The 11958-nt window shown below is 50.6% G+C and carries 11 protein-coding genes; all 11 read left to right on the top strand.

The window, feature by feature from the left end:
* The first annotated feature begins 37 nt into the window (after nucleotides 1-37).
* The 11 genes from MKY97_RS20445 (at nucleotide 38) to yqfD (ending at nucleotide 11952) form a co-directional block, all read left to right on the top strand.
* Nucleotides 38-1222: an exonuclease SbcCD subunit D gene (locus MKY97_RS20445; protein WP_342552112.1), complete on the top strand. Its 1185-nt coding sequence runs from the start codon at nucleotides 38-40 to the stop codon at nucleotides 1220-1222.
* Nucleotides 1219-4638, top strand: a complete 3420-nt coding sequence (locus tag MKY97_RS20440) for an SMC family ATPase (protein ID WP_342552111.1) — start codon at nucleotides 1219-1221, stop codon at nucleotides 4636-4638. Before MKY97_RS20445 ends, MKY97_RS20440 begins: the two co-directional genes overlap by 4 nt.
* A 370-nt stretch (nucleotides 4639-5008) precedes the next feature.
* Nucleotides 5009-5353 (top strand): hypothetical protein, encoded by a 345-nt coding sequence (locus MKY97_RS20435; protein ID WP_342552110.1) that lies wholly within the window; start codon nucleotides 5009-5011, stop codon nucleotides 5351-5353.
* A gap of 271 nt (nucleotides 5354-5624) precedes the next feature.
* A complete protein-coding gene (locus MKY97_RS20430) occupies nucleotides 5625-5984 on the top strand; it encodes a histidine triad nucleotide-binding protein (protein ID WP_342552109.1) in 360 nt (119 codons plus the stop codon).
* A 180-nt stretch (nucleotides 5985-6164) separates the two neighbouring features.
* Complete coding sequence (gene rpsU, locus MKY97_RS20425; protein WP_005547957.1) at nucleotides 6165-6338, top strand: 30S ribosomal protein S21; 174 nt, start codon at nucleotides 6165-6167, stop codon at nucleotides 6336-6338.
* A gap of 15 nt (nucleotides 6339-6353) precedes the next feature.
* Nucleotides 6354-6797 carry a GatB/YqeY domain-containing protein gene (locus MKY97_RS20420; RefSeq protein ID WP_342552108.1) on the top strand — a complete coding sequence of 148 codons (444 nt, stop codon included), beginning with the start codon at nucleotides 6354-6356 and terminating at the stop codon, nucleotides 6795-6797.
* Nucleotides 6798-7177: 380 nt separating this feature from the next.
* Nucleotides 7178-8491, top strand: coding sequence for an NfeD family protein (locus MKY97_RS20415; RefSeq protein ID WP_342556403.1), 1314 nt, complete (start codon nucleotides 7178-7180; stop codon nucleotides 8489-8491).
* Between the two features lie 161 nt (nucleotides 8492-8652).
* On the top strand, nucleotides 8653-9660 hold the full coding sequence (gene floA / locus MKY97_RS20410; RefSeq protein WP_342552107.1) for a flotillin-like protein FloA: 1008 nt from the start codon (nucleotides 8653-8655) through the stop codon (nucleotides 9658-9660).
* Nucleotides 9661-9673: 13 nt separating this feature from the next.
* Nucleotides 9674-10279, top strand: a complete 606-nt coding sequence (locus MKY97_RS20405) for a hypothetical protein (RefSeq protein ID WP_342552106.1) — start codon at nucleotides 9674-9676, stop codon at nucleotides 10277-10279.
* 189 nt (nucleotides 10280-10468) lie between these two features.
* Nucleotides 10469-10762 (top strand): sporulation protein YqfC, encoded by a 294-nt coding sequence (yqfC, locus tag MKY97_RS20400; RefSeq protein ID WP_251507221.1) that lies wholly within the window; start codon nucleotides 10469-10471, stop codon nucleotides 10760-10762.
* Entirely contained in the window at nucleotides 10759-11952 is a 1194-nt protein-coding gene (gene yqfD, locus MKY97_RS20395) for a sporulation protein YqfD (RefSeq protein ID WP_342552105.1), read from the top strand. The genes yqfC and yqfD overlap by 4 nt, the downstream gene beginning before the upstream one ends.
* Nucleotides 11953-11958: the final 6 nt, after the last annotated feature.

Here is an 11958-nt window from a genome sequence, read left to right as displayed (position 1 = left end):
CGGATAGTAGATGTTATGGAGAGAGGTGGAACGGACGATGCGTATCTTGCATACGGGGGACTGGCATCTAGGGAAAACGCTGGAGGGACGAAGCAGGCTTCGTGAACAGGAGGACTTCGTTGATGAACTTGTTAAACTAGCTGATGATCAGCAGGCCGATGCTATATTAATGGCCGGAGATGTATATGATTCTGTGAATCCGCCTGCTTCAGCAGAGCAGCTGTTTTATGAGGCAGCGGCACGTTTGACGGAACACGGCAGACCGCTGGTTGTCATTGCAGGCAACCACGATCAGCCCGAGCGGGTGGCTTCGGTGACACCGCTGGTAAACAGACAGGGGATTACGCTGGTAGGTACACCCGTGTCCGAAGCTGTGACCATCCATGCACGGCGAACCGGGGAGACAGCACATATTGCGGCTCTGCCATACCCGTCGGAAGCGAGATTAAACGAGCTGTTGACTAGCGATGGGGATGAGAATGTACTTCGTCAAGCTTACAGCCGCAGAGTGGGAATGTTAATGCAGCGTTTGGCTGCTTCCTTTCGTCCGGATACAGTGAATCTCGCCATGAGTCATATTTATGTATTAGGCGGAGTAGAAAGTGATTCTGAACGGCCTATTCAGGTTGGCGGAGCCTACACGGTAGATCCTTCTTCTCTGAATACAGGAGCACAGTATACTGCCTTGGGACATCTTCACCGGGCACAAGCCGTCAAAGGGGAAGGTGTCATCCGATACAGTGGTTCTCCGCTGGCTTACAGCTTCTCGGAGGCGGGACAAAGTAAATCAATCACGATGGTGGATCTTGCACCAGGCGGAGCGGCACAGATAGAAGAAGTACTGTTAACCTCCGGTAATCCACTCGTGCGTTGGAAGGCGAGAGGTGGGCTGGCCGAAGTATACCGCTGGCTGGATGAAGGACGTGATCCCCAGGCTTACATCGATATGGAAGTCTGGCTGGAGGATGCCATGTCTCTCAAGGAAATTCAGCAGCTGCGAAAAGCCCATGAAGGTATCATTCATATCCGTCCGATCTATCCGGAGATGGAGGCGGCGGGGCTTATGGAGCAGCGCTCGGAGCTGCCTGTGCATGAACTTTTTCGCAAGTTTTATCAGCGTCAGACCGGTGGAGCGCAGCCCGAAGACAGCCTTGTACAGCTTTTCTTGGAGCTAGTCGATGAGGATGAGCCGGGTGTGCGTGAGGAGGTCGAAAGCAGATGAAGCCGATTTTACTTAAAGTTGCAGGACTGCAGAGTTACCGCGAGATGCAGGAGATTGATTTTACGGTCCTGACGGAGACTGGACTGTTTGGCATATTCGGGCCGACGGGAAGCGGAAAGTCATCCCTGCTGGATGCCATTACGCTTGCCATGTACGGCAAGGTGGAGCGAGCTGTAAACGGCACGCAGGGCATTATGAATCATGCCGAGGATTCACTCTCGGTTGCTTTTACATTTGAACTTGCTTCGGCAGAGGCCACCCGCAGATTCCGGGTTGAACGGCGCTTCAAGCGTAACAATGAAGTGTCGGTCAGCAATACAGTCAGCAAGTTTATCGAGACGGTGGATGGGGAAGAACATGTACTTGCGGACAAGCTGGCCGAAGTGAATCGGTGTGTTGAAGATGTGATTGGTCTGAAAATGGATGATTTTACAAGAGCGGTTGTGCTGCCGCAAGGAAAATTTGCCGAGTTTCTTTCGCTAAAAGGGAGCGAACGCAGGCAGATGCTGCAGCGGCTCTTCCATCTGGAAAAGTACGGAGATCAGCTAGCGATCAAATTAAGCCGGCGAGTTAAAGATAATGATATGGCTCATCAATCCCTTGCTGCCGAGCAGCAGGGACTGGGCAGCGCCAGTAAAGAAAGGCTTGAAGAAACGAAACGGCTGCTTCAATCTGCAGTTCAGCATGCCGAAGCTTCTCGGAAAGTGCTGGATACAGCGGCGAGGGAAGCTGAACAATTAGGCAGAATTCGTGATTTGAGTCTGGAAAAACAAACGCGTATGGAAGAGCAGCAGAAGCTCCATTCGAAGACGATGCAGGTTGAGGCGGATGAAGAGCGCTTGAAGCTGTCGGGAGCAGCTGAAGCAATGATGCCTGTGCTTCAAACCTTGCGTGACGCTTCATCAGTCCGGAAGCAGCGGCAGATGGAGGCAGAAACGGCAGGGAAGCAGGCGGCAGAGCATGAACGTTTGGCTGCTCAGGAAGCCGAAAAGGCGGAAGAAGCCCGAAAACAGCTGACGGCAGAAGAACCGAAACTGCTGCTGCGTCTGGATCAGCTGGAACAAGCCAAGGAGCTGCAGCGGGAACGCGATAGTTTACAGGCGGATTGTTCACGCCTTGCACAGCTGATCGAGAAAGGACAGGCGGAACAGACAACGGCGCGGCAGCAGCTGGATAAAGAGCGGGAGCTTCAACTGCGTGGACGTAAACGGCGTGAGGAATTACAGGAGAGTCTCAAACCGAACGAAGTGAAGTCGGAAGAACGCAGACAGCTGCAGGCTGCACTTGAACTGAAGCATCGGATCGATACGGCTTCTGAGCAGGTGAAGCAGCATAAAGCGGATGTGCAGACCTATCAGCAGTCTGCAGAACAAGGTGCCGCGAAGCTGGAAGCGGCGGCTGCGGAGGAAAGACGCCTGACCGAACAGCGTCAGCTGTTGGTGGAACAGGCGGCGGCGGGTTTAGAGGCCCTGCTTGCCTGTGAGCAGGATGTAAATCGTGAACAGCGCTTGCTGGCCCAGGCGGAGGAACAGCTGCGCGGCGCGATGCGGGAGCAGGAGCTGCACCGGCTGTCCACCGCCCTGCGCGCCGAGCTTCGCGACGGCGAGCCTTGCCCGGTGTGCGGCTCCGCACACCACCCGCTCCCGGCTGCACCGCCGGGAGAAGGTCCGCACGCAGACGATGCGGACCTCGAACTGCTGCGCAGCCTGCACGCGGAGCTGCAGGAGCTGCGCTTTGGGCTGCGCCAGCAGCTGCACGAACGCCGCAGCCTGCTGACGCAGCTCGGCGCCGCGGCCGGCAATGCCCCGGCCGCAGCCGAGGCCGCGCCTGCGGCAGCAGCGCCCGAGCCTGCCGAATTGCCCGAGAACGGGCAATCTCCGGCGGACTGGGCAGCGCGTGCCGCTGTGCTGCGCGAAGCCGCGCAGGCGCTGGCTGGCGAGGCCGCGCCGCTGCAGGGCGAAGCCGCAGCGCTGCAGCAGGCGGCTTCGAGTGCGCAGCAGCGCCGCGTGGAAGCGGCGGCTGCACAGGAGGCCGGCCGTGCCGGGCTCGCTCAGGCGGAGCGCAAGCTGGCCGAGAGCGAAGCCGCCGCGGCAGCGCTGCAGAGCCGCTGGGCCGCGGAACTGCCTGACATCGCACAGGAACAGGCCGCCGGCCTCTATCAAGCGATGCAGGAGCGCGATGCACGCGCGGAAGACATCCAGGAACGTCTAGGCAAAAGCGTGACGTTCCTGGAGGAGAAAGAGCAGCTTGTCCAGACACTGCAGCAGAAGCTGGTGGATTTAGACAAGCAGCTGATTCAGTGGCAGACCGAATGGCAGGGAGGCAGCAGGCAGCTTGCCGAGAAAGAAGAACGTCTGCGTCAGTGGGTCGGTGAGCAGCGTGTAGAGGATCTGATTCGCGGTACACAGAAACGCCTGGAGGAACTGCGCAGCGCGGCCGAAGAATCTGTACAGCGCTTCAAACAAAGGGACGCGCAGAAGCAGGAATCCGTGAAGCGTGACGTTATGGCGCAGCAGGCTGCCTCTTCTGCGCTGGAGCATCTGGAACTGGCACAGAAGCGCTGGCAGCAGCTGCTGGAACAGTCTCCGTTTGAAACGGATGATGCTGTGATGCAGGCGGCAATAGCTGCAGAAGATGCGGAACGCCTGAGAATTGCAATTCAGCAGCACCGCGAACGTGAGCGTGAACTCGCTTCTCAACTGCGTGAGCTGGAGCAGAAATTGGGTGGTGCATCTGTTACCGAGGAAGATTGGACAGCCTGTACGGAACGGTTGAAACAGGCCAGAATCGAGGATGAGACAGCGCTTCAGGCAAAGGCACGTGCTGAACGGGATCTGGAGGATGTGCAGCAGCGCCATGTTCGCTGGACGGAACTGGAGACGAAACGGCTGGAGGTCAGCCATCAAGGGGAGCTTCTTGGCAAACTGCAGTCTGCTTTCCGGGGAAATGCATTTGTCGAGTACATTGCCGAAGAACAGTTGATGCAGGTGAGCCATGCAGCTTCTCAGCGTTTGCGTTTTCTGACCAAGCAGCGGTACTCGCTTGAAGTGGATTCAGGTGGCGGTTTTGTTATCTGTGACGATGCTAACGGGGGAGTGAAACGTCCGGTGTCGACTCTTTCAGGGGGAGAGACCTTCTTGACCTCATTGTCGCTGGCCTTGGCGTTATCTGCCCAGATTCAACTGCGCGGACAGTATCCGCTGCAATTTTTCTTCCTGGATGAAGGATTCGGTACATTGGACCCTGAACTGCTGGATACGGTCATTACATCGCTGGAAAAACTGCATGACGACCGGTTGGCTGTAGGGATTATCAGTCACGTTCCTGAACTGCGTGCACGTTTGCCGCGCAAACTGGTTGTAATTCCGGCAGGAGATGCCGGTGCAGGCTCTAAAGTTGTTCTGGAAAGTTTGTAAGTACTGGAAGGTTGAAAATGATCGTTTTGTAAAAATATTTCTTTTTTTGATGCTCATATGATAACGAGTGAGTTTCATCACAGATACAGGTTCAACACGCTGTTATACTACAGTTAAGCCGACAAACTTGTTTTAAGCCCCCCGTCGGACATCTGTTCAGGAAGCTTCCTGTATGGATGTCCGCGCAGCCGGACTTCTATGGAAGCCCGCTCACGAGGGGCTTCTTTTTTATTGAGTGCTCTTAAGCGCGTTTCGTTTTTTTATATCCTCCCTGCTTGATCTGGAATCTAACTTCTCTGAATTAGTGTCAATCCGCCCAGATCTGAATACGATGAAGGGTGAAGAAGAGCTGAACTGGGAGGCGATCGGCGTGGATAAAACAGCCGCAAAGAAATTGTGCAAGGATCACATCCATCGTTATGTATGTATTCAGATGAATGATGGTTCCTATTATGACGGCATTGTTGAAAATGTAGATGATGAGATGATTTATTTGGCGGTTCCTGTTGGAAATGAAGTCATGGCAGGTCATGCCAATATGGGCCCGAATATGATGCCTGTGGCTCATTACCCGGCAGCGCATGCCCGCGGATTTTATCCGGGCTACGGCTACCCTGCTCCTTATCCGTATTACGGATATGGGCGCAGACGCTTTAACAGGCTGGTGCTGCCGTTATTTGCACTGACTGCATTAACTTTACTGCCTTATTATTAATCATAATGTAAGGCCGCGTCAGACCAGCACTGATTCAAACCAAAATTCAAACAGGTCATACCCGGGCAGTGGAATACACTGCTTTAGGGTGTGGCTTTTTATTTAAAAACGACTTCCGCCTAAACGCGTTCCTGGTTCGTATAACATCAATTCATATGGTTAACCGTCATTCGAAATAGACATGTCCGATCAGCATTGGACGTACGTTTTTACTTTTAGTATGATATAGGAGTATACATAATTTGAACTCAAAGGAAGGAGGGATTGTACGATGGACTGCTTATTTTGCAAAATTGTAGAGGGCACCATTCCCTCCAACAAAGTACTGGAGAACGATCATGTAATCGTTTTTCATGATATTCACCCTGCGGCACCGACACATGTGTTGATCATTCCAAAGAAACATATATCTTCCATGAATGAAATTACTACGGAAGACCTACCTCTCATCGGAGAAATTCATTCGGCTGCACTGGAAGCGGCCAAGCGGCTTGGTGTACAGGAATCGGGATACCGCCTTATTAACAACTGCGGCCGAGACGGTGAGCAGACGGTGCACCATTTGCACTACCATTTACTGGGTGGGACTAGACTGGGTGCACTCACAAGTTTGTCTGATTCGCACCGATAAAACTGCAGTCTAACGTCACTCAAGTCGAAAAATCATTTTTAGACTTGTAAAACAGATGCAACTCAGCTAATATTAAGGGATCACGTTAAGGTTGACACTTTTATTGCCTTTCGCCTATAATGAAAGATGATGAACCGTGTTATTGCTCTTGGACGGTCTGGTCGGAGGGAGGGAAAACTGGTGTCTGAAACTAAAGTTCGCAAAAACGAGACTATTGATGCTGCACTTCGTCGCTTTAAACGTTCCATCGCTAAAGATGGCGTATTGGCTGAGGTGAAGAAACGTAAGCATTATGAGAAGCCAAGCGTAAAGCGCAAGAAAAAGTCCGAGGCTGCTCGTAAGAGAAAGTTTTAGGAGGATTTTAACTACATGAATCTTAGCGAACGATTGAACGAAGATATGAAGCAAGCGATGAAGAGTAAGGACAAGTTCAGACTCTCCACCATTCGGTTGATTCGTTCGACGATCAAGAATCTTGAAATAGATTTGAAAAGAGATTTGGATGACAACGAAGTGCTTGATATCCTGAGTCGTGAAATCAAACAGCGCAAAGATGCCCTCCAAGAATTTGGCAAAGCAGGTCGCGAAGAACTCGCGGCAAATGCCGAAGCGGAAATTGAAATACTTATCCAGTATCTTCCTGAACAGCTTACCGAAGAAGAAATTAAAGTTATTGTACAGCAGACCATCCAGGAAACCGGTGCTTCTTCGAAAGCCGATATGGGGAAAGTGATGGCGGCCCTTATGCCGAAAGTTAAAGGCAAAGCGGACGGCAAACTGGTTAATCAAGCAGTTCAACAATTTCTGCAATAAAGCAAATTCAATAAACACCTCCTGACTTGTCAGGAGGTGTTTTTCTATCCAGGATTTCGTGGAGAAGCTGCCGAGAGAACAGAATCAGTCCTTTAACAGTCTATCGTGATAAGTCGTCCACAATCATTTTATGAAGTGTACGTGTGTCTTTTCACTGAATATACACAAAAATATATAAAATATGGGTTTAAAACATGATTTTGGATATATACTTCTTGCATTTGCGGCAGCATTCAAATATAATTTTAAGTTTTTGAAACGTAATGCTGCATCGTACGTAATAAATACCATAAGCTGGACAGTATAACATTATTGGAAAAGGGGGGACTAATGTGAAGGGAAAGCGCCGGAAGAAGCTTACGGGGTCCATACTGCTCTTAATGCTGCTGACGCTTTTGCTTCCTCTCTGGATTGGAATACCGTCAGCACATGCAGCTGAGAAAAGCGGAGCCGTATATGTAATTCCGGTTGATAAACCAATCGAGCAGGGGTTAGGCAAATTCATGGAACGCGGTTTCAAGGAAGCGGAGAAAATGAATGCCGGCTTGATCATTCTTGACATCAATACACCAGGAGGCCGTGTCGATACTGCAGAAGTGCTTGGCACGATGATTAAAGACAGTCCAATCGAGACGCTGGCATTTGTTCGTGGTGATGCTGCATCCGCGGGAAGTTTTCTTGCGCTGAATGCAGATAAGATCGTGATGTCACCAGGGAGCATGATTGGTGCTGCGGCCATGGTGGACAGCACAGGCAAACATGTTGACGATCCTAAGCTGGTTGCATTCTGGAAAAGCAAAATGCAGGGAGCTGCCGAGAAAAGCGGCAGGGATGGGCAAATCGCGGCTGGTATGACGGATGTTAATATGGTGGTGGAGATGCCGGAGATTAATAAAACCAAGCAAAAAGGTGAGATCATTGCTCTCTCCGCTGAGGAAGCGCTGAAAGTGGGTTATGCGGACCATATCAGCAGCTCACCTGAGGAAGCCGCAGCCTGGCTTGGTTACGGTCAAGGAGATGTGTTCAAATTGGAACGCACTGCTGCAGAGAATATCTCTACCTTTCTGACCAATCCGATTGTGATGACGGTACTGCTGTTCCTTGGTATTGCGGGTGTCATTATTGAACTGATTGTGCCTGGGTTTGGCGTTCCGGGAATCGTCGGGATTGTATGTTTTGTGCTTTATTTCTCTGGAAACTACATTGCGGGGTTTGCAGGGGCTGAGACATGGGTATTATTTACGGTCGGGCTTGTCATGATGATTCTGGAGATGTTTATTCCGAGCTTTGGTATACTGGGTATATTGGGTTCCATTGCATTGGTGGCCGGAGTTGTAAGGGCGGCTTATGACACGAGTGATGCATTTGTTTCTCTGGGGATTGCCTTTGGAGCTGCGCTGGTGGTCATTGCCATTATCGCTGTGGTCTTCAAAGATCGCGGAATATGGAATCGATTCATATTAAGCGAAAGGTTATCTGCTGATCGCGGATACTCCTCGGCTGAAGAGCGTAAAGAACTGATTGGCATGCAGGGCATCAGCATCACGCCGCTCCGTCCAGCGGGGACAGCCATGATTGATGGCGAACGAGTCGATGTCGTCACAGATGGTGCATTCATTCCTGTGGATACGCCAGTGATTGTCATCAAAGCGGAAGGTACCCGGATTGTTGTTCAGCAGGCTTTGCCGGTGTAATTTCGCGATTGCCGAAGTGAGGATATCGCTTCGGCAAAGTACATAACATACTGCCGAGCTGCGGGCAGTATGGTGAAACAAGTTTCAGCAGCGAATTAACAGCGTCAGTTCTGATGCTCTTTTTTTAAAAATAACATATTGCAAACGGAGGAATTTAATCTATGGATCCAATGATTACGATTTTGCTCATCGCGGTGCTGGCTATTATCGTACTGAGCGTATTTTTCAGCTTTTTCCCGGTTATGCTCTGGATCTCAGCTATTGCATCCGGCGTACGTGTTGGCATCATTACACTGGTGGCGATGAGATTGAGACGTGTAACACCAAGCCGGATCGTTAACCCGTTGATCAAAGCAACCAAGGCAGGTCTGGGTTTGAATATTAACCAACTGGAAAGTCACTTCTTGGCTGGTGGTAACGTTGACCGTGTGGTTAATGCACTGATTGCAGCGCAGCGTGCCAATATTCCACTCGAATTTGAACGTGCTGCGGCGATTGACCTTGCAGGCCGTGACGTATTACAAGCCGTACAAATGAGTGTTAACCCGCGTGTTATTGAGACTCCAATCGTATCCGCGGTAGCTAAAGACGGTATCGAAGTTAAAGTTAGAGCGCGAGTTACGGTTCGTGCCAACATTGATCGCCTTGTCGGTGGTGCTGGTGAAGAAACAATCATTGCCCGTGTCGGCGAAGGTATTGTAAGTACGAACGGTTCCTCGAACTCTCACAAAGATGTCTTGGAGAACCCGGATTTGATCTCCCGTACTGTATTGTCCAAAGGTTTGGATGCTGGAACAGCGTTTGAAATCCTGTCTATTGATATCGCGGACGTAGATGTAGGTAAAAACATTGGTGCATTCCTGCAAACGGAGCAAGCAGAAGCGGATAAACGCATTGCACAGGCAAAAGCGGAAGAGCGTCGTGCCATGGCCGTAGCGCAAGAGCAGGAGATGAAAGCGCGCGTTGTTGAGATGAGAGCACGTGTTGTAGAGTCCGAGTCTCAAGTGCCGCTGGCAATGTCTGAAGCACTTCGCAGCGGTAAAATTGGTGTGATGGATTACATGAACCTGAAAAATATTGAAGCAGATACTCAGATGCGCAGCACTTTGGGAAAACCTGCTGAGGGTTCGAATTCCAGCGATCAAGGTGATTCCAAAAACGGAAGATAGGCGGTGAATGCATATGAGCCTATTCGAATGGATATTTAATAATCTGTATGTTGTAGCGATTGTAGCTTTTGCTCTCTTTTCTTTTCTTGGAAAGCTGGGCAAAGCGGGAAATCCTAACCAGAAGCGTCCTGGCAGCGGTATGCCAACCTTTGGTGGGGGTGAAGACACGAAGCGCCGAGCAGGAAATGCTGCTCCGCAGCAGTCCTCCAGTCCGCAAGAGCGTCGTTACGAAGAACAGTATGATGAACGTTATGAAGATGAGCGTTATGATGAAGAAAGATATGACGAACGTTATGACCAGCCGTACTCAGAACCTGCCGCGTCTTCTCGTACCGGGGATGACCTTCGGGGTGACCAATCCCTGAACAGCATGCGGAGCTCAGTGGATGAGCAGATGAGATTGATGGAAGAGCAGCAGCGTATGATACAGGATCGGCTGAACCGCATCTCTTCAGCGAGTTCTCCTTCGGTATCCAATTCAAGCTGGGAAGATACGGATACAGCGGCTTCAGCAGCCTCTAGTCTTCGTCGTGAAGATATTCGAACTGGAGTTCTCTGGGCAGAAGTGCTCGGTTCTCCTCGTTCGAAGCAGCCTTTTGGCACAAGAGGTAAACTCTAGCTTGCGGTAAATAAACCTTTATATTGAAGATTGAACGAGCCTTTTCTGGTGAGTGTTATGCCTCCAGAGAAGGCTTTTTCCGTATGCCTGTTTTTTCACCAAAATATGTACGTAACCGCTCACCAATTCTTCATAATTTCCTGAATTTGCGCATAAGTTGAACTGTAGAGGAAGGGGGAAGACCTTCGAATGACCCGGATCAGCCGCAAGCTGCGCAGATGGACCAGTGAGGTGCTGGATCTGCCGCAGGATGTGCTTTATGATATGCCACGGTTAACCCTGATCGGCAGCAAGCAGCTGTATATAGAGAATCATCGCGGTGTCGTGCATTTCACACCGGATCGCATCGTACTCGCCCTGTCACAAGGGCAGTTGGAGATCAAAGGCAGTGCTTTGGTTATCCGTAACATTTTGCCGGACGAAGTAGCCATTGAAGGTACTATTCTGGATATTCATATGAATGGAGTGGAGGGAAACGGATGAAGCAGCCCAGTCTGTATAAATTGCGGGGAGCCGTGCGAATCACGGTTACAGGCGGAGACATTGAGACGTTAATCAATATGATAACAGAGCAGAGGCTGAGTGTATGGGACCTGCGTGCGCAGGATGGACGCCAGGCGGAGATGAGCATTTTGCTTCCGCATTTTTTCAGGCTGCGTCCCATTGTAAAAGGGACAGGCTGCAGAGTGAAAATCACTCACCGCAGTGGTTTTCCTTTTTTCCTCGCTCGTTTGTTTCGAAGAAAGTTTTTTGTCTTGGGTATGCTGTTTTTTGTGACGGCCCTGTTCGCTCTATCGTCCATGGTCTGGAATGTAGAAGTCAAAGGCAACGTTACCATTCCGACAGACGAGGTGCTCGCTGCAGCCAAAAAGGAAGGCATTTATCCCTTTCAATGGAGTTTTCGAATGCAAAGTCAGGACAAGCTCTCCAGACAACTGGCGCTCGCGCTGCCGGATGTGACCTGGATAGGTGTAACGAAGGAGGGGACAAAGGTTACGATTCAGGTCGTCGAGTCGTCACAGCCGAAGCGTGAGCCTCTCTTGAGTCCGAGACATCTCATCAGCAAGTCGGATGCGGTTGTTACCCAGATCTATGCAGAACAGGGACGTCCCGTGGTTCAGAAGAATATGCGTGTCAAAAAAGGACAAGTGCTGATCTCGGGCATTCTCGGTGATGAGGAGAACACCCAGACGGTTGTTGCCAAAGGTGAGGTCCGAGGTATGGTCTGGCGGGAATATGAGATACAGGTTCCTCTGATTCAGAAACACCAAACGATGACTGGTGAGAGTAAAGAACGCTTTTATGTGGTGCTTGGGAAGTGGGCGGTACAATTATGGGGTTATGGGGATACGCCCTTCCGTTCATATGATACAGAGACTTATCATAAACCTCTAACCTGGCGCTCGTTTACTTTGCCGATGGGCTGGATGACGGAGAGGGATATGGAGACGAATTTCCACCAGGAAGAGCAGAGCGCAGCGTGGGCCAAAACGAAAGGTTTGGAAGGGGCTCGGAATGATATTTTAGCCAAGAACGGTAAAGGCACGAAAATTTTAAGTGAAAAAATTTTGCATGAGAAGAAAGAGAATGGTAAAGTTTATATGAAAGTACTATTTGAAGTGGAAGAAAGCATCGCGGAAGAACTTCCGTTAGTCCATAGTCAAGGAGAATGAGGATAT

Source organism: Paenibacillus sp. FSL R7-0652, from assembly GCF_038595045.1.
Taxonomy (GTDB): Bacteria; Bacillota; Bacilli; order Paenibacillales; family Paenibacillaceae; genus Paenibacillus.
The sequence above is the reverse complement of the archived record's forward strand: the minus strand, read 5'-3'. Positions and strand labels throughout refer to the sequence as shown.

Coding starts and splice junctions, on each gene's coding strand:
- MKY97_RS20445 (WP_342552112.1), top strand. CDS start 38: ATGCGTATCTTGCATACGGGGGACTGGCATCTAGGGAAAACGCTGGAG.
- MKY97_RS20440 (WP_342552111.1), top strand. CDS start 1,219: ATGAAGCCGATTTTACTTAAAGTTGCAGGACTGCAGAGTTACCGCGAG.
- MKY97_RS20430 (WP_342552109.1), top strand. CDS start 5,625: ATGGACTGCTTATTTTGCAAAATTGTAGAGGGCACCATTCCCTCCAAC.
- MKY97_RS20420 (WP_342552108.1), top strand. CDS start 6,354: ATGAATCTTAGCGAACGATTGAACGAAGATATGAAGCAAGCGATGAAG.
- MKY97_RS20415 (WP_342556403.1), top strand. CDS start 7,178: ATGCTGCTGACGCTTTTGCTTCCTCTCTGGATTGGAATACCGTCAGCA.
- floA (WP_342552107.1), top strand. CDS start 8,653: ATGGATCCAATGATTACGATTTTGCTCATCGCGGTGCTGGCTATTATC.
- MKY97_RS20405 (WP_342552106.1), top strand. CDS start 9,674: ATGAGCCTATTCGAATGGATATTTAATAATCTGTATGTTGTAGCGATT.
- yqfC (WP_251507221.1), top strand. CDS start 10,469: ATGACCCGGATCAGCCGCAAGCTGCGCAGATGGACCAGTGAGGTGCTG.
- yqfD (WP_342552105.1), top strand. CDS start 10,759: ATGAAGCAGCCCAGTCTGTATAAATTGCGGGGAGCCGTGCGAATCACG.